15 protein-coding genes, 1 tRNA gene, 1 pseudogene and 1 other annotated feature are annotated in these 17,955 nt (G+C 64.7%); of the genes and pseudogenes, 13 read left to right on the top strand and 4 right to left on the bottom strand.

All coding sequences use genetic code 11. From position 1 onward, the window contains the following. Positions 1-4: 4 nt before the first annotated feature. On the bottom strand, positions 5-1,564 hold the full coding sequence (locus HXX15_RS12460) for an ABC transporter permease/substrate-binding protein (protein ID WP_296516371.1): 1,560 nt from the start codon (positions 1,562-1,564) through the stop codon (positions 5-7). After that, on the bottom strand, positions 1,561-2,352 hold the full coding sequence (locus HXX15_RS12455; RefSeq protein WP_296516370.1) for an ABC transporter ATP-binding protein: 792 nt from the start codon (positions 2,350-2,352) through the stop codon (positions 1,561-1,563). The genes HXX15_RS12460 and HXX15_RS12455 overlap by 4 nt, the downstream gene beginning before the upstream one ends. 105 nt (positions 2,353-2,457) lie before the next feature. On the opposite strand from HXX15_RS12455, the gene HXX15_RS12450 reads away from it, so the two are divergent. From HXX15_RS12450 to HXX15_RS12425, 6 genes are all read left to right on the top strand, one after another. Further along, on the top strand, positions 2,458-3,279 hold the full coding sequence (locus HXX15_RS12450) for an ABC transporter ATP-binding protein (protein ID WP_296516369.1): 822 nt from the start codon (positions 2,458-2,460) through the stop codon (positions 3,277-3,279). A gap of 241 nt (positions 3,280-3,520) precedes the next feature. Beyond that, positions 3,521-4,309, top strand: coding sequence for an ABC transporter permease (locus HXX15_RS12445; RefSeq protein ID WP_296516367.1), 789 nt, complete (start codon positions 3,521-3,523; stop codon positions 4,307-4,309). A 55-nt stretch (positions 4,310-4,364) separates the two neighbouring features. Next, positions 4,365-5,393 (top strand): ABC transporter substrate-binding protein, encoded by a 1,029-nt coding sequence (locus tag HXX15_RS12440; RefSeq protein ID WP_296516366.1) that lies wholly within the window; start codon positions 4,365-4,367, stop codon positions 5,391-5,393. A gap of 17 nt (positions 5,394-5,410) precedes the next feature. Beyond that, positions 5,411-6,121, top strand: a complete 711-nt coding sequence (locus HXX15_RS12435) for an NUDIX hydrolase (protein WP_296516919.1) — start codon at positions 5,411-5,413, stop codon at positions 6,119-6,121. Positions 6,122-6,188: 67 nt separating this feature from the next. Further along, positions 6,189-7,223 carry a polyphosphate kinase 2 family protein gene (locus tag HXX15_RS12430; protein ID WP_296516365.1) on the top strand — a complete coding sequence of 345 codons (1,035 nt, stop codon included), beginning with the start codon at positions 6,189-6,191 and terminating at the stop codon, positions 7,221-7,223. Between the two features lie 131 nt (positions 7,224-7,354). Further along, on the top strand, positions 7,355-9,046 hold the full coding sequence (locus tag HXX15_RS12425; protein WP_296516364.1) for a methyl-accepting chemotaxis protein: 1,692 nt from the start codon (positions 7,355-7,357) through the stop codon (positions 9,044-9,046). 21 nt (positions 9,047-9,067) lie between these two features. Here the strand turns inward: HXX15_RS12425 and bioB are convergent, their stop codons facing one another. Then, positions 9,068-10,075, bottom strand: a complete 1,008-nt coding sequence (bioB, locus tag HXX15_RS12420; protein WP_296516363.1) for a biotin synthase BioB — start codon at positions 10,073-10,075, stop codon at positions 9,068-9,070. A gap of 472 nt (positions 10,076-10,547) precedes the next feature. On the opposite strand from bioB, the gene HXX15_RS12415 reads away from it, so the two are divergent. The 7 genes and pseudogenes from HXX15_RS12415 to HXX15_RS12385 form a co-directional block, all read left to right on the top strand. Continuing rightward, positions 10,548-12,113, top strand: a complete 1,566-nt coding sequence (locus tag HXX15_RS12415) for a 2-isopropylmalate synthase (protein ID WP_296516362.1) — start codon at positions 10,548-10,550, stop codon at positions 12,111-12,113. A 186-nt stretch (positions 12,114-12,299) separates the two neighbouring features. Continuing rightward, entirely contained in the window at positions 12,300-13,301 is a 1,002-nt protein-coding gene (locus HXX15_RS12410) for a TRAP transporter substrate-binding protein (RefSeq protein ID WP_296516361.1), read from the top strand. A gap of 207 nt (positions 13,302-13,508) precedes the next feature. Beyond that, a complete protein-coding gene (locus HXX15_RS12405; protein WP_296516360.1) occupies positions 13,509-14,084 on the top strand; it encodes a TRAP transporter small permease in 576 nt (191 codons plus the stop codon). Beyond that, entirely contained in the window at positions 14,081-15,406 is a 1,326-nt protein-coding gene (locus tag HXX15_RS12400; protein WP_296516359.1) for a TRAP transporter large permease, read from the top strand. Before HXX15_RS12405 ends, HXX15_RS12400 begins: the two co-directional genes overlap by 4 nt. A 125-nt stretch (positions 15,407-15,531) precedes the next feature. Next, positions 15,532-16,137 carry a Spy/CpxP family protein refolding chaperone gene (locus HXX15_RS12395; RefSeq protein ID WP_296516358.1) on the top strand — a complete coding sequence of 202 codons (606 nt, stop codon included), beginning with the start codon at positions 15,532-15,534 and terminating at the stop codon, positions 16,135-16,137. Positions 16,138-16,304: 167 nt separating this feature from the next. Then, a tRNA-Lys gene (locus HXX15_RS12390) sits at positions 16,305-16,380 on the top strand. A 297-nt stretch (positions 16,381-16,677) separates the two neighbouring features. After that, a pseudogene (locus tag HXX15_RS12385) lies at positions 16,678-17,630 on the top strand (IS3 family transposase); the annotation flags it as partial. After that, positions 16,962-17,078, top strand: a sequence feature (AL1L pseudoknot). Its footprint overlaps the pseudogene before it by 117 nt. On the opposite strand, the gene HXX15_RS12380 reads toward HXX15_RS12385, so the two are convergent. Beyond that, positions 17,623-17,904, bottom strand: coding sequence for a hypothetical protein (locus HXX15_RS12380; protein ID WP_296516973.1), 282 nt, complete (start codon positions 17,902-17,904; stop codon positions 17,623-17,625). The pseudogene HXX15_RS12385 and the gene HXX15_RS12380 sit on opposite strands and share 8 nt — an antisense overlap. Between the last annotated feature and the right edge of the window lie 51 nt (positions 17,905-17,955).

Below are 17,955 nucleotides of genomic sequence, written 5' to 3'. Positions count from 1 at the left end.
CGCGTCAGCGTTGGCCGATTCTGTCCCACAGCCAGCGCGCCACCGCGTCTTGCGAGCTCGCGCCGTCGCCGCCGGCGGCGCGCAGATTGGCCTGCCGCATGGTCGCGATGTCGATGCGGCCGAGCAGTGGCTGCAGCGCGGCGCGCAGCGCCGCGTCGCCGGCGCGTTGCGGTGCCAGCAGCACGATCGCGTCATAGGGCGGGATGGCGTGCCTGGGATCGTCCAGCACCACCAGATCATATTTGGCGATCAGCCCGTCCGAGGTGTAGCCGGCGATGACGTCGACCTCGCCGGAGCCGGCCGCCGCATACATGAAGTCCGGCTGCATCGTGCGCTGGGCGTGAAACGCCAGCCCGTAGGCCCGTTGCAGCCCGGCCCATTCGGGTCGCGAGAAGAATTCATAGTCGCCGGCGATCGACAGCGTCGCGGCATGCGCCGCCAGATCGGCGATCGAGCGGATCTTCAGCGCCTCGGCGCGGGCGCGCGGCATCACCAGCGCATAGGCGTTTTCGAAGCCGAGCTCGCCGAGCAGGGTGACCTTGGCTTTCGCCAGTTCGAGCTTCAGATCGGCGAGCAATTCCGCGCGCGGCTTGATATCGCTGTGATGAAACTGATTGGCCCATAGCGTGCCGGAGTAATCGACATAGACGTCGATATCGCCCGACGCCACCGCGTCATAGATCACGTTGGAGCCGAGTCCCTCGCGCGTCGTCGCCGACAGGCCGGCTGCGCGCAGCCGCTGCGCGATCAGCGCCGACAGCACATATTGCTCGGCGAAGGTCTTGGCGCCGACCATATAGCTCGACTTCGTCTGTCCCCATGACGGCGCCAGCGTCGCGGCCACCAGGGCGACGATGCCGATTCCACCGAGCGCGGCGCGGGCGCGGCTGCGCAGCCGCAATCCGGTTTCGACCAGCGCCAGCAATTGATCGACCGCGAGCGCCAGCACGGCGGCTGCGGCGCAGCCGAACAGCACCAGCACCCAGTTCTGGGTTTGCAGGCCGGCGAAGATATAGTTGCCGAGGCTGCTCTGGCCGATCGGCGTCGACAGCGTCGCGGTGCCGATCACCCACACTGCGGCGGTGCGGATCCCGGCCATCATCACCGGCAGCGCCAGCGGTAGCTCGACCATCGTCAGCGTTTGGCGCGGCGTCATGCCGACGCCCTGCGCGGCCTCAATCAGCGCGGGATCGACGCCGTTCAGGCCGGTGATGGTGTTGCGCAGCACCGGGAGCATCGAATACAGCGCCAGCGCCAGCACCGCCGGCAAGAATCCGAACGCCGAGAAGCCGACGCCGAACCATTGCAGCGACAGCGCCGCCAGCGCCAGCAGCAGCGGATAGAACAAGGCGAGCAGCGCCAGCCCCGGCACGGTCTGCACGATGCTGGCGAAGCCGAGCAGGGTGGCGCGCAGCGCCGGCCGGTTGCGCGCGATGATCGCCAGCGGCAGGCTGACCGCGAGCCCGAGCGCCAGCGCCGCGATGCTGACGCGGACATGGTTGCCGAGATAATCCGGCAGATGCGCCAGCGCCTCGCCCCAGCGTGGATCGGAGAACGGGTTCATGCGCGGTCGTCCCGCGGCAACAGCTCCGCCAGCCGTGCGGCCTGGCGGCGCGGCGTGCGCAGCAATTCGCCGACATAAGCGTCATCGCTGTGCGACAGCTCGGCGGGCGTGCCCTGCGCCAGCAATTGTCCGCCGCGCATCACGGCGACCCGGTCGGCCAGCAGCAGCGCCTCGGTGATGTCATGGGTGATCATGATGGTGGTGAGGCCGAGCCGTTCGTGCAGCGCGCGAAAATCCTCGCCCAGCGCGTCGCGCGTCAACGGATCGAGCGCGCCGAACGGCTCGTCCATCAGTACGATCTGCGGCCTCGCGGCGAGCGCCCTGGCGACGCCGACGCGCTGGCGCTGGCCGCCGCTCAGTTCCTGCGGAAAGCGGTCGCGGTGCGCGGCGCGGTCGAGCCGCACCAGATCGAGCAATTCGTCGACCCGCGCGGCGATGGCGCGCGCCGGCCAGCCCAGCAGTTTCGGGGTGATTCCGATATTGGCGGCGACGCTGAGATGCGGAAACAGCGCGGCGCTCTGGAACACATATCCGATCCGCCGCCGCAGCGCGATCGGGTCGGCGGTGCGAATGTCTTCGCCGGCGATTCGAATTTGGCCGCGGTCGGCGTCGATCAGCCGGTTGGTGAGCCGCAACAGAGTGGTCTTGCCGCTGCCGGAGCCGCCGACGATGGCGAGGAACTCGCCGGCGGCAACGCCGAGCGACACCGCATCGACGGCCTTAACGCGGCCGCCGTCGAAACTTTTGTCGAGATCGGCATAGGCGATCATTAGCGGGGCGTCGCTCATGCGATCCGCAATTATCACACCCTGCCGCATCGACAAAGCGACGCGGCGCTTGCATGTTGCGGCCAGCCGTGGATTCTGCGCACCACAGACCAGCGGGGGATACGCGTGCGGACAGGCGAGGCATCGACGGCGGTCGCGTTGCACGACGCGACGGTGGCGTTTCGCCTCGCCGATGCGCGGCTCTACACCGCGGTCGAGCAGGCGCGGCTCGCTGTCGCTGACGGCGAATTCGTCGCCATCGTCGGACCCACCGGTTGCGGAAAATCGACGCTGCTCAATGTCGCCGCCGGATTGCTGACGCCGGCCTCGGGCACGGTGCGGATCTTCGACGCGCCGCTCACGGGACTCAATCGCGAGGCCGGCTATCTGTTTCAGGCCGACGCGCTGTTTCCCTGGAAGACCGCGATCGATAATGTGGCGATCGGGCTGGAAATCGCCGGCGCGCCGCGGACGCACGCGCTACAGCGCGCGCAGGGCTGGCTGGAGTCGGTCGGGCTCGGCGGCTTCGCCAACCGCTATCCGCACATGCTGTCGGGCGGCCAGCGCAAGCGCGTTGGCCTGGCGCAGGTGCTGATCCGCGATCCGAAGATTCTCTTGATGGACGAGCCGTTCGGGCCGCTCGACGCCCAGACCAGACAGATCATCGGCAATCTGCTGCTGCAATTGTGGACCGCCGACCGCAAGGCGGTGCTGTTCGTCACCCACGATCTGGAGGAGGCGATCGCGCTGGCCGATCGCGTGGTGATCATGTCGGCGGGGCCGTCGTCGCGGATCATCGGCGACTGGACGGTCGCGCTGCCGCGCCCGCGGGACAATTTCGAGATCCGGCTGACCCACGAATTCCACGCCCTGCATCGCGAGATCTGGGCAGTGCTGCGCGACGAAGTGATGAAGGGCTACGCCCAGGCCGGCGAGGCGGTGGGATGATGGGCTCCATGTTTGCAGCGGTGGCCACTGGCGCAGAGATACCCCTCCCCCTTGCGGGGAGGGTCGGCCGAGCGACGGCGATGCGCAGCATCGACGGAAGCGGAGGCCGGGGTGGGGGTGCCGCGAGCACCGCCCCCGCGGCTACCCCCACCCCCGACCCCTCCCCGCAAGGGGGAGGGGAGAAGGGCGCGCTGCGGCGAGCCTGCGCTATGCGACCTTCAGCGGGCAGAGGAGCCTCGCGATGTCCCGCGTGACGTTGCTCGCGCTGCAGGTGCTAGTCGCCGTGGTGGTGCTGGGGCTGTGGCAGTTCTTCGCCTCGGTGCCGGTGTTCGGCAAGATGCTGCTGCCGCCGTTCTTTTTCTCCAATCCGGTCGATGTGGCCAAGCAAATCGTCGCCTGGTTCGTCTCCGGCGTGATCTGGAAACATCTCTTGATCACGCTGTGGGAATCGATTCTGGCGTTCGCGATCGGCTCGGTCGGCGGCGTACTGGTCGGGTTCTGGTTCGCGCGGCAGCCGCGCGTGGCGCAGGTGTTCGACCCCTACGTCAAGATGGTCAACGCGCTGCCGCGCGTGGTGCTGGCGCCGATCTTCACGCTGTGGCTCGGGCTCGGGATCTGGTCGAAGGTCGCGCTCGGCGTCACGCTGGTGTTCTTCGTGGTGTTCTTCAACGTCTATCAGGGCGTCAAGGAGACCAATGCGACGCTGGTCGACAATGCGCGGATGCTCGGCATGAGCGAACGGCAATTGGTGCGCCACGTGTTCTGGCCCTCGGCGCTGTCGTGGATGTTCTCGTCGCTGCACACCTCGGTCGGCTTCGCCGTGGTCGGCGCGGTGGTCGGCGAATATCTCGGCTCCGCCGCCGGCCTCGGCTATCTGATCCAGCAGGCCGAGGGCGTGTTCGATGTCGCCGGCGTCTTCGCCGGGATGTTCGTGCTGTCGGCCTTCGTGATCCTGATTGATCTCGGGGTCACGCTGGTGGAGCGCCGGCTGCTGGTGTGGAAACCGAAACTCGCAGAGCATGGCGGCTAGAGTCTCGGCCGAACTTGCACTATCGTCCGCGCGACCGGGACACAGGGAGAACGCCATGAGGATCGATCTGACCAGACTGCTCGCGCCGTTGCTGGCGCTGACGCTGACGAGCGGCGTGGCGACCGCGCAGAGCAAGGTCACCATCGCGGTCGGCGGCGGCGCCTGCCTGTGCTATCTGCCGACGGTGCTGGCGAAGGAACTCGGCGAATACGACAACGCCGGCCTGGCCGTCGAACTGGTCGATCTCAAGGGCGGCTCGGATGCGCTGAAGGCCGTGCTCGGCGGCAGCGCCGACGTAGTGTCGGGCTATTTCGATCATTGCGTCAATCTCGCCGCCAAGAAGCAGGAGATGCAGTCCTTCGTGGTCTATGACCGCTATCCCGGTCTGGTGCTGGTGGTGTCGCCCGGCCACACCGCCGAGATCAAGTCGATCAAGGATCTAGCCGGCAAGAAGGTCGGCGTCAGCGCGCCGGGCTCCTCGACCGACTTCTTCCTGAAATATCAGTTGAAGAAGAACGACGTCGACCCATCGAGCGTTGCGGTGATCGGCGTCGGCCTCGGCGCCACCGCGGTGGCGGCGATGCAGCAGGGCCAGATCGACGCCGCAGTGATGCTCGATCCGGCGGTCACGGTGCTGCAGGGCGCCCACAAGGATCTGCGGATTCTCAGCGATACCCGCACCCAGCACGACACCCAGGCGGTGTTCGGCGGCGATTATCCGGGCGGCGCGCTGTACGCGACCACGGCCTGGATCGGCGGCCACGCCAAGGAGGCGCAGGCGCTGACCAACGCCATGGTGGCGACGCTGAACTGGATCCATGGCCATTCGCCGGAGGAGATCGTGGCGAAGATGCCGCCCAACATCGTTGGCCCCGACAAGGCGCTGTATCTCGCCGCATTGAAGAACACCCTGCCGATGTATTCGCAGACCGGGCTGATGGACCCGAAGGGCGCCGCGGCGGTGCTGGCGGTGTTCAGCGAGAGTTCGCCGGACGTCGCCAAGGCCAATATCGACGTCACCAAGACCTACACCAACAAATTCGTCGAGCAGGCCGCCGCCACCATCGGGATGAAGGCGAAATAGTCCGGCAAGCCATGACGATGACCGAGCCGGTCGCGATTCATCGGGTGACCGAGCTCGACCTGGTCTGCGACGACTGGGTCTGGCCGTTCGCGACCGCGCGGCGCGCCGAGATCGACGCGCATTTCGCCGCCCGACAGGTCGAGAAGCCGAAGCTGTGGAACGGGCGCGTGCTGCTCGGGCGTAATACGGTGTTCAGCGCGGATCGGCTTCGCGCCGATTACTTCGAGACCGACTTCGCCAGTTTCCTGGCGTGGCGCGATTGGGGCTTTCCGGATCGTGACGTGTTCAACGGCTTCGGCATGGGCGCGCTGCGCGGCAGCGACGGCGCCTTCGCGCTCGGCGAAATGGGAAGCCACACCGCCAATGCCGGCCGGGTCTATTTCCCGGGCGGCACCCCCGACCGCAACGATCTGCGCGGCGCCGCGGTCGACATCGCCGCCAGCGTGGCGCGCGAGGTGGAGGAGGAAACCGGGTTCGCGCCGGCGGATTATCGCGCGGCCGGGCACTGGGACTGCGTCGTCACCGGCGCGCTGGTGGCGATGGTGCGGGTGCTCGACGTCGACCTGCCGGGCGCGGCGCTGCGCGACCGGATCGAGGCCAATCTGTCGCGGCAGAATTCGCCGGAACTGGCCGCGATACATCTGGTACGCGACCGCGCCGATTTTGCGCCGACGATGCCGCGCTTCGTCACCGCCTTCATCGACGCCACGATGGCGAACGGCGGCTGACACCTAACTAGCGGACGACGCGCCCACGCGGTAGCGTTGCCTCGATTGACCCGGAGCGCCGTCCACCATGAGCACCAAGAACAAATCCTCGCGATCGCTCGCTGCGAAACTGAAGCCCTATGTGGCGCCGTTCCGGGTCGACGGATCGCAGCGGTTTCGTCTCAAATCGCACAAGCCGGACGAGAAGGGCGGGCTCGACAAGGACAAGGCGGAGAAGATCATCGAGGCCAACCGCAAGCGGCTGAACGACTTCCAGGAGATGCTGTACGCTCAGGACCGCTGGTCGCTGCTCCTGATCTTCCAGGGCATGGACGCCGCCGGCAAGGACACCGCGATCAAGAGCGTGTTCGACGGCGTCAACCCGCAGGGCTGCGAGGTCTATACGTTCAAGACCCCGACCGCGCACGAACTCGATCACGACTACATGTGGCGCGCCGCCCAATGCCTGCCGGAACGCGGCCGGATCGGGATCTTCAACCGCTCCTACTACGAGGAAGTGCTGGTGGTGCGGGTGCATCCGGAGATTCTTGCCAGGCAGAAGATCCCGCCGTCGCTGGTGACCAAGAAGATCTGGCGCCAGCGCTTTTCCGACATCGCGTCATTCGAGCAGTATCTGGCGCGCAACGGCACCGTGGTGCTGAAATTTTTCCTCAACGTCTCCAAGGAGAAGCAGCGCGAGCGTTTCCTCGAACGGCTGGACGAGCCGGCCAAGAACTGGAAGTTCTCGATGGCCGATGTCACTGAACGTGGGTTGTGGGATCGCTACCAGGCGGCGTATCAGGACATGATCGCGCACACCTCGAGCTGGAGCGCGCCGTGGCACGTGGTGCCGGCAGACCACAAATGGTTCGCCCGGGTGGTGATCGGCTCCACCATCGTCAGCGCGCTCGAAGGATTGAACCTGCGGTTTCCGATCACCGACCCGGCGTCGAGACCTGAACTGAAAGCGGTACGCAAGGCGTTGGAGCAGGAAGGCAAGCGGCCGGCGAAGCCGCGCAAGGTGGCGTTGGCCCAGCCGTCGGCGAACTCGGCCAAGTCTGCTAAATCAGCCAAGTCCGCGAAATCGGCCGCTTCGAAAAAGGTCGGGTCGGGCGCCCGGTAATTCTACCAGGCGCAATATTAACCCTGCGTTGTCCGTGGCGGCCGATAGTCAATCTCTGCCGGCCTCATCATTTTCGATCATGCGAAGTCGTTCCGGTCGCAACACCGCTGCCGCTAGCCCAGGATTCAAATATGCGCGCGTCGCTCTCGATCCGTACCAAGATCACCATTGTGGTCTCGTTCCTGTTGCTGGCATTGGCCGGCATGGGTCTGCTGGCGATCGTCAATATGAGGGCTATCAACGCCGGCGCCGTGGACATCCAGTCCAACTGGCTGCCCAGCGTGCGCAGCCTTGGCGATCTGCGGTCGGGAACGATCACCTACCGCAATCTGGTCCGCAAACACATGCTGGGGGAAACCCTGGAAGAAAAGGCCAAGGCGCAGAAGCGACTGGACCAGACCGTCGGCGAGATCGTCAGCATCCGCAAGACCTATGAAACGCTGATCAGCGGGGCGAAAGAGCGGTCGATGTACGACCAGTGGAGCGCGGAGTGGGCCAACTACATCAAGGGCAGCGATCAAGTTCTGGACTTGTCGCGCAACAGCATCGGCAAGATCCCCCACGACGCCAATCAGCTCAACGAAACGGCGGTCAATAGTTTGGGCATGAAGGCCGACGATCTGCTGGACAAGATGATCGAATTCAACCGCGCCGGCGCTGACGTGGCGAGCGCGGCCGGGACCCGGACTTACGATACCGCGTTCCTGCTGATCGTGACGATCCTCGGCGTCGCCGTGGTGTTCGGGGTCGGCGTCGCGGTCTATCTGGTCCGCGACGTCTCCCGCGGCATCGCTTCGATCGTCGCGCCGATGCAATCGCTCGGCTCCGGCGACCTGACCGCGATCGTGTCGCATCAGGGCGAGACCACCGAGATCGGCGCGATGGCGGATGCGCTGCAGCTGTTCAAGCAGGCGCTGATCGCCAAGAAGGCGGCCGACGAGGCGGCCGCGGTCGAGGCCGAGGCCAAGATCGAACGCGGACAACGCGTCGACCGGATCACCCGCGACTTCGAATCGACGATCGGTGAGATCGTTGAAACGGTCGCTGCGGCCTCGACCGAACTGGAGGCGTCGGCGGGTACGCTATCGGCGACTGCGGTACGGGCCGAGGAATTGACCATCATGGTGTCCGCAGCTTCGGAAGAAGCGTCCACCAACGTGCAGTCGGTGGCGTCGGCGACCGAGGAGATGTCGTCGTCGGTCAACGAGATTAGCCGCCAGGTTCAGGAATCCGCGCGGATCGCCAGCGAGGCGGTGGAGCAGGCGCAGACCACGAACGACCGGGTCGGCGAGCTGGCGAAGGCGGCGGCGCGGATCGGCGACGTCGTCGAACTGATCAACACCATCGCCGGCCAGACCAATTTGCTGGCGCTGAACGCCACCATCGAGGCGGCGCGGGCGGGCGAAGCCGGCCGCGGCTTCGCCGTGGTGGCGTCGGAAGTGAAGGCGCTCGCCGAACAGACCGCGAAGGCCACCGGCGAAATCAGCGCGCAGATCGGCGGCATCCAGACCGCGACGCAAGATTCGGTTTCGGCGATCAAGGAGATCGGCGAGACCATCGGCCGGATGTCGGAGATTTCCTCGACCATCGCCTCGGCGGTGGAAGAGCAGGGCGCCGCGACTCAGGAGATCTCCCGCAACGTCCAGCTGGCGGCGCAGGGCACCCAGCAGGTCTCGTCCCACATCACCGACGTGCAGCGCGGCGCCAGCGAAGCGGGCCAGGCCTCGGGCCTGGTGCTGACGGCGGCACAGTCGCTGGCCGGCGACAGCTCCCGGCTGAAGACCGAGGTGCACAAATTCCTGAGCGCGGTGCGGGCCGCCTGACGCGGTCGCGCTGGCAGCGATCTAGCTCCGCTGCACGCCGCGATCGTCGCGCGGCGTGATGCCGAGGCGGTCGAACAGGTTGCGGTCCTTGTCTTCGCCGGGATTCGGCGTGGTCAACAATTGATCCCCGATGAAGATAGAATTGGCGCCAGCGAGGAAGCACAACGCCTGCATCTCGTCCGACATCGCGGTGCGGCCGGCGGCGAGGCGGACGTCGGACTTCGGCATCAGGATTCGCGCCAGCGCAATGGTGCGGACGAAGGCGATCGGATCGACCGGCGTCGCGATCTGCGCAATCGGCGTGCCCGCGATCGGGATCAGCATGTTGATCGGCACGCTCTCCGGATGCTTCGGCAGGTTGGCCAGCGTGCGCAGCATCTCGACGCGATCGGTCGGCTTTTCGCCGAGGCCCAGAATGCCGCCGCAGCACACCTTGATGCCGGCGTCCTGGACCCGCTGCAGGGTGTCCAGCCGGTCGCCGAAGCTGCGGGTCTTGACCACCGACGGATAGAATTGTTCGGAGGTGTCGATGTTGTGGTTGTAGTAGTCGAGGCCGGCCTCGGCGAGTTGCCGGGCTTGGTCGTCGCTCAGCATGCCGAGCGTCATGCAGGTCTCCATGCCGAGCGCCCGCACGCCCTTGACCATCTCGATCACCGGCGCCATGTCGCGGTCCTTCGGCGAGCGCCACGCCGCGCCCATGCAATAGCGCGTGGCGCCCCCGGCCCGCGCGGCCTTGGCGGCTTCAATCACCTCGGCCGGGTCCATCAGTTTCGACGCCGGCAGCGCGGTGTCGTGATGCGACGACTGGCTGCAATAGCCGCAATCCTCGGCGCAGCCGCCGGTCTTGATATTCAGCAACTGATTGCATTGCACCTGGTTGGGATCGAAGCTTTGCCGGTGAATGGTCTGCGCCCGATAGATCAGGTCCATGAACGGCGCATGATAGATTGCGGCGGCTTCGCTGCTCGACCAGTCGTGGCGGATTGTCGGGGTGGCTTCCGCCAGAGACGGCAAATCGATCGTGTTCAACTGATGCTCCGCTGCTTCGACAATACACTGGCGCGACCAATAGGGGATTTGCCAACCCGTTGAAACCCCGATGCCGACGCGCTGGACTCGCCGGAAATGGGACCGTTAGGTCAGCCTCACTGCCCATCTTTTGGCGTTGCGGGGATGCGCTATTCTCGTCTAGAAAGGCTGCGGTACGCCGTCGTCAACGAACCTTAAATGGTTGTGGCCGACGATGCGGGCCTGAAGGTGTGGCAATGCTGATTCGCGGCGACAGGGTTGGAGTTCACGGGATGGCGGTTCGCACCGCTCCCGAAGCGATTCCGGCTGCGCCCGAGTCCACCGTTAAGTCCAACCTTCCTCTTGGCGGGCTGCTGCTTCTTATCTGCCCCTGAGGGCCGACTGGGCACTTGTGCCTGGGCGCTCAGGGGTTCGCGAGACAGCCAGACCCCTTCAAGCGCCCGAACGGCGCCCTGACCAAAGGAATTCTTCCATGACCACCGAACCGAAGTCCGCCAAGGACCGCGTCGTCATATTCGACACCACCTTGCGCGACGGCGAGCAGTGCCCCGGCGCCACCATGACCTTCGAGGAAAAGCTCAAGGTCGCCGCGATGCTGGACCAGATGGGTGTCGACGTCATCGAGGCCGGCTATCCGTTCGCCTCCGACGGCGATTTCGAGGCCGTCCACGAGATCGCCAAGCGCTCGAAGAACGCGGTGATCTGCGGGCTGTCGCGCGCGGCGCACAAGGACATCGACCGCTGCGCCGAGGCGATCAAGCCGGCCGAGCGCGGCCGCATCCATACCTTCCTGTCCACCTCGCCGGTGCACATGAAGTACAAGCTGCAGATGGAGGCGGCGCAGGTCTACGAGATGGTGATCTCGTCGGTGACCCGCGCGCGCAACCACACCGACGACGTCGAGTGGTCGGCCGAGGACGCCACCCGCACCGAGTTCGATTTCCTGTGCCGCTGCATCGAGGCCGCGATCAAGGCCGGCGCCACCACCATCAACCTGCCGGACACCGTCGGCTACGCGGTGCCGGAGGAATATTGCGACCTGTTCAAGCGGGTGCGCGAGACGGTGCCGAATTCCGACAAGGCGATCTTCTCTGTGCATTGCCATGACGACCTCGGCATGGCGGTGGCGAATTCGCTGGCCGGGGTGCGCGGCGGCGCGCGGCAGATCGAATGCACCGTCAACGGCATCGGCGAACGTGCCGGCAATGCCGCGCTGGAAGAACTGGTGATGGCGATGCGGGTGCGGCAGGACAAGATGCCGTACTGGAACAACGTCGACAGCACGATGCTGACCCACGCCTCCAAGACGGTGTCGGCGGCGACCTCGTTCCCGGTGCAGTACAACAAGGCGATCGTGGGCCGCAACGCCTTCGCGCACGAGAGCGGCATCCACCAGGACGGCATGATCAAAAACGCGCAGACCTACGAGATCATGCTGCCGGAAACCGTCGGCGTGAAGGGCACCTCGCTGGTGATGGGCAAGCATTCCGGCCGCGCCGGGCTGATCCACAAGCTGGAGGAACTGGGCTACAAGCTGTCGCGCAACCAGATCGAGGACGTGTTCGTCCGTTTCAAGACGCTGGCCGACCGCAAGAAGGACGTCTACGACGAGGACATCGAGGCGCTGGTCGACGAGCAATTGCTGCACGGTCACGACCTGATCAAGCTGAAGTCGCTGACGGTGATCGCCGGCACCCACGGTCCGCAGCGCGCCACCATGAAGCTCGACGTCGACGGCCAGATCCGGATCGAGGAAGCCGAAGGCAACGGTCCGGTCGACGCGGTGTTCAACTGCATCAAGGCGCTGGTGCCGCACGAGGCCAAGCTGGAACTGTACCAGGTCCATGCCGTCACCGAAGGCACCGACGCGCAGGCCGAGGTTTCGGTCCGGCTCGCCCATGAAGGCCGCTCGATGACTGCGAGGGCGGCGGATCCCGATACGCTGGTGGCGTCGGCGAAGGCCTATCTCGGCGCCTTGAACAAGATCGTGATGAAGCGGCAGCGCGACATGCCGGCAGTTGCTGCTGCTGCGAGTTGATTGCTACAATCCAAAGCAGTGCCGTGCAGAATGCAGACGCAGCGCCATGGCGCTGCGTTTTGCGTTGCAGCAAAACACAAAGACCCTGCTAACGGGCAATGGCGTTTGCCCGTCGGTGACTGTAAGGGGTTGGGTCAGGGAGATAGAGCCGGTTACCGGTGGCTCAGAAAGTTGCAAGGAGGTTTCATGCGCAAGTTGATTCTGGCCGCGGCGTCGGTTGCCGTGCTGGCTCTGGTTGGGCCCGCGTCGGCGCAATCGCCGATCGTCATCAAGTTCAGCCACGTCGTCGCGCCGAACACGCCGAAGGGCCTCGCCGCGGAAAAGTTCAAGGAATTGGCGGACAAGTACACCGACGGCAAGGTCAAGGTCGAGGTCTACCCGAATTCGCAGCTCTACAAGGACAAGGAAGAACTCGACGCGCTGCAGCTCGGCGCGGTGCAGATGCTGGCGCCGTCGAACTCCAAGTTCGGCCCCAGCGGCGTGCGCGAATTCGAGGTGTTCGATCTGCCCTATATCCTTCCCGACCTCGCCACCCTGCGCAAGGTGACCGACGGCCCGCTCGGCGCCAAGCTGTTGAAGCTGCTCGAGCCCAAGGGCATGACCGGGCTGGCCTATTGGGACAACGGCTTCAAGGTGATGAGCGCCAACAAGAAGCTGGTGGCGCCGGAAGACTACAAGGGGCTGAAATTCCGGATCCAGTCGTCGAAGGTGCTGGAGGCGCAATTCCGTTCGCTCGGCGCGATCCCGCAGGTGATGGCGTTCTCCGAAGTCTACCAGGCGCTGCAGACCGGCGTGGTCGACGGCCAGGAGAACACGCCCTCGAACATGTACACCCAAAAGATGCACGAGGTGCAGAAGTTCACCACGCTGACCAATCATGGCTACATCGGCTACGTCGTGGTGGTGAACAAGAAGTTCTGGGACGGCCTTCCGGCCGACATCCGCGGCCAGCTCGAGAAGGCGATGAAGGAAGCCACAGCCTATGGCAACGGCCAGTCGGCCAAGGAAAACGACGATGCGCTGGAAGAGATGCGGAAATCCGGCAGGACCGAACTGGTGAAGCTGACGCCGGAGCAGGACGCCGCGATGCGCAAGGCGATGGAGCCGGTCTACAACGACGTCGCCTCGCGGGTCGGCAAGGCGCTGATCGAAGAATTCGTCAAGGAAACCAAGAGCACCACCAACTGAGGCCGATCGACATCCATCGCCGTCATTCCGGGACGCGCGCGGTCGGCGAAGCCGATTCAGGCGTGATCCCGGAATTCATTTGCTCCACAAGGGATATGGATTTTGCGCTGGCGCGCTGCTTTCTGCCCGGCGACGGCGGCGGAGTCGGCGCAAGAAAATGAAGATCGCCATACGGCGACACGCGGCTGATCCGCATGGGGGGACTTGATGTTTCTGCGCATCCTCGACCGGCTTGAGGAGCTCCTGATCATGACCATGATCGGGGCGGCGACCCTGATCATCTTCGTCGCGGTGGCGCACCGCTACCTGGTCGGGATTCCGCTGTTCTATCCGCTGCTGTTCCCGATCAACCTGTCCTGGGCGCAGGAATTGTGCATCTACATGTTCGTGTGGATGGCGAAGTTCGGCGCCGCCTATGGCGTGCGCACCGGCATCCATGTCGGCGTCGACGTGCTGGTGAACATCATGCAGCCGCGCTGGCGCAAGGCCACAATCATGTTCGGGTTGCTGTGCGGCGCGTTCTTCACCTCGGTGATCGGCACCATGGGGGCGAAATTCGTCTACGGCCTGATCGACACCAACCAGACCTCGCCCGATCTCGAACTGCCGAGCTGGATCGTCTATCTTTGCATTCCGCTCGGCTCGTTTCTGATGTGCTTCCGCTTCTTGCAGGTCGCCTGGCATTTCTGGCGCCATGACGAACTGCCGCATCACGACCATGCCTATGTCGAGGGCATCGAGGCGGAGATCCCACCCACCGGCGGGCGGGAGGTGATCCTGTGAACAGCGCCCTGATCTTCACCCTGCTGATCGTCCTGATGCTGACCGGGATGCCGATCTCGATCGCGCTCGGCCTCACGGTGCTGTCCTTCGTATTCTTCATGACCAACGTGCCGATTGAGGCGGTGTCGCTGAAGCTGTTCACCGGCATCGAGAATTTCGAGATCATGGCGATCCCGTTCTTCATCCTGGCCGGCAATTTCCTGACCCATGGCGGCGTCGCCCGCCGGATGATCAATTTCGCCACCTCGATGGTTGGGCACTGGTATGGCGGCCTGGGGCTGGCGGGCGTGGTGGCCTGCGCGCTGTTCGCGGCGGTGTCGGGATCGTCGCCCGCGACGGTGATCGCGATCGGCTCGATCATGCTGCCGGCGATGGTGAAGCAGGGATTTCCGAAGCGGTTCGGCGCCGGCGTCATCACCACCTCGGGCGCGCTCGGCATCCTGATTCCGCCGTCGATCGTGATGGTGGTCTATGCGGTCGCGACCGGCGGCAGCGTCGCGCTCGATCCGAACGGGGTACGCGTATCCTCGGCCTCGGTCGGACAATTGTTCATGGCCGGTGTGATCCCCGGCATGATGCTGGCGACGCTGCTCGGCCTCACCACCTTCTACCGGGCCTGGAAGAACGACTATCCGCGGCTGCCGCGCGCGACCTGGGCGGAGAGCTTCGTCGCGTTCCGTAAATGCATCTGGGGATTGTTGCTGATCCTGATCGTGCTCGGCGGCATCTATGCCGGCGCCTTCACGCCGACCGAGGCCGCGGCGATGAGCGCGGTCTACGCCTTCGTGATCGCGGTGTTCGTCTACAAGGACCTGTCGCTGCGCGACGTGCCGAAGGTGCTGCTCGGCTCCGCCAATATGAGCGCGATGATCCTCTACATCATCACCAATGCGGTGCTGTTCTCGTTCCTGATGGCGAACGAGAACATCCCGCAGCAGATCGCCAACTGGATGTCGAGCGCCGGCGTCAACTGGGTGGTGTTCCTGTTGGTGGTGAACGTGCTGCTGTTGCTCGCCGGCAATGTGATGGAGGCGACCTCGATCGTGCTGATCATGGCGCCGATCCTGTTTCCGGTCGCGGTCAAGCTCGGCATCCATCCGGTGCATCTCGGCATCCTGATGGTGGTGAACATGGAGGTCGGGATGTGCCATCCGCCGGTCGGGCTGAACCTCTACGTCGCCTCTGGCATCGCCAAGATGGGGATCACCGAACTCACCATCGCGGTGATGCCGTGGCTGCTGACGATGATCGCGTTCCTCGGCCTGGTTACCTACGTACCGGAGCTGTCCCTGTGGCTGCCGCGCATGCTGGGGATGCTGTGAGGGTTTTCGAGTATCGCGATAGCGGCAACATTACATCTTGGTAACACGGGGCTTTCTGTCCAAACCTTAAGTTGAACGGGTGCGGCGGAGCGCTCATCTTCAGGCGACCTTCAAAGGAGGCTCGCATGAAGAAAGTCATTCTCGCCAGCGTGGCCGTGCTGGTGCTCGCCGGCTCGACCGCGGTCTATGCCCAGCATCGGCCGTGGTGGTTCAACCACGGCATGTCGCGGATGAATCCGGAGGATCGCGTCGCCTTCGCCGATGCGCGGATTGCTGCGGTCAAGGCCGGCCTCAAACTGACGCCGGACCAGGACAAGCTGTGGCCGCCGGTCGAAGCCGCGGTGCGCGATTTCGCCAAGCTGCGGATCGAGAGCGCCAATGCCCGGATGAAGGCCTGGCGCGACGACGACGACAGCGGCAAGCCGGTCGATCCGGTGGCGAAGCTGCGCGAGCGCGCCGACACGATGGCCAACAGTTCGGCGGCGCTGAAGAAGATCGCGGACGCGGCAGAGCCGCTCTACAAGACCCTCGACGACGGCCAGAAGCGCCGGCTCGCGGCGTTGACCCATATGGACGGCCGGTTCGGCGGCAGGCACTGGCGCGGCCACGGCATGATGTATCGGGGCGATGACCGCGGCGACGACGGCGATCGTGGGCGCGGCCCCGGTCGTGGCATGATGGGTCGCGGCCCCGGCATGATGGACGGCGGCCCCGGCCCGGACCGGCTATAACACCGCGCCATTGCCCCAACATTTCAGAAAACCGCCGGTTTCCGGCGGTTTTTTCGATCTGGCGAAGATTTGCAAATCCCCCCGGAATATCCCGCCAGCTTTGCTGGACATCCCCGGTCCGCTTTGCTAAACGACGCCGTCCCGCAAGGGATTTCCGGACTGGTTCCGGGCGCATAGCTCAGTTGGTAGAGCAGATGACTCTTAATCATCGGGTCCCAGGTTCGAGCCCTGGTGCGCCCACCAAGCTTAAGCCTTTTGGGCGCAAGGCTTTTTAAGAAATACCCTCACAGAACAAAGCGGAACGGACAATGCGGTTTGCACCGTAGTTTGCAGTTCTCGTTCACGAACCGTACTGCGCGACCAGCTTCACGATGGCCTGATCCGCAAGCTCCGCCTGACCGCCCATGTAGTTTGCTTCAAGGATCGTCTCAACGTCCTTCAGGCTGTGACCGGTGATCGCGGCTATCTGCGGAACGGTGCAGCCGGCGAGTGAACCGCCCCGGGTTTTCCGGAGGCTCCAACTCCTGAGAGGATGGGGCCATGACAAGCAAGACGACGAACAAATTTTCACCCGATGTCCGGACCCGTGCGGTTCGGATGGTTCTGGATCACGCGAGCGAGCACCGCTCGCGCTGGGCGGCAGTGACATTGATCGCGGCCAAGATCGGCTGCACGCCGCAGACGTTGCATGACTGGGTCAAGAAGGCCGAGGTCGATAGCGGAAAGCGGGCTGGCGTTCCGAGCGACATGGCCGACAAGCTGAAGGCCCTTGAGCGGGAGAACCGCGAGCTTCGGTAAGCCAACGAGATTCTGCGCAAGGCAAGCGCTTATTTTGCGACGGCGGAGCTCGACCGCCGGTACAAGCCATGATCGCCTTCATTGACGATCATCGCGGGGCGCATGGGGTCGAGCCGATCTGCAAGGTCTTGCCGATCGTCCCCTCGACCTACCATGCACATGTGGCCAAGCGGCGCGATTCCGCCAAGCTGTCGGCGCGCGCGAGGCTGGATGCCAGGTTGAAGATCGAGGTTCGGCGCGTCTTCGATGAGAACTTCCGGGTCTATGGCGTGCGCAAGGTCTGGCGACAGCTCAAGCGCGAAGGCTTCGGTGTTGCCCGTTGTACGGTGTCGCGACTGATGCGGACCATGGGCCTACAAGGGGTAATCCGCGGCAAAACCGTCAAAACCACGATCAGCGACAAGGCCGCGCCATGCCCGCTGGATCAAGTCAACCGCCAGCTCAAGGCGCCAAGGCCGAATGTCCTCTGGCTCTCCGACTTCACCTATGTGGCGACCTGGACCGGCTTCGTCTACGTCGCCTTCGTGATCGATGCCTATGCCCGTAGGATCGTGGGTTGGCGAGCATCATGAACGGCGCACGCCGGCTTCGTGCTCGATGCGCTGGAGCAGGCATTGCATGATCGACGGCCGGTCCATCGCGGCGGCCTCGTGCATCATAGCGACCGGGGCAGCCAGTACCTCTCGATCAAATATGCTTGCGGTCGATGAGCTTCAGCGCTCCCTCAAAAACCTTTCCCGTCGTTCCGTCGATCGAAACCTGATCCCCCTCCAGAAATTGCCTTCCTTCGATCGTGCAATTCCGTCGCTCCAAATCGATCTCGATAGGCCGCTGAACCGCCCCGGGTTTGCCGGAAGGGCGGATGTGATGAAGCCGATGCGCAGGGAGCAGAGGCCGGTTTTTCAATGGCGTATCAAGCTGAGGCTGCGGCGACGCTCTTGCTGGCGTGAGCCTTGTGCTTGTCGTCATAGCTTGCCTGCTCGGCCGCCGAAACCTTGCCGTCCTGGTTCGTGTCCGCGG

This window comes from Rhodopseudomonas sp., from assembly GCF_013377015.1.
GTDB lineage: Bacteria > Pseudomonadota > Alphaproteobacteria > Rhizobiales > Xanthobacteraceae > JARJEH01.
The sequence above is the reverse complement of the archived record's forward strand: the minus strand, read 5'-3'. Positions and strand labels throughout refer to the sequence as shown.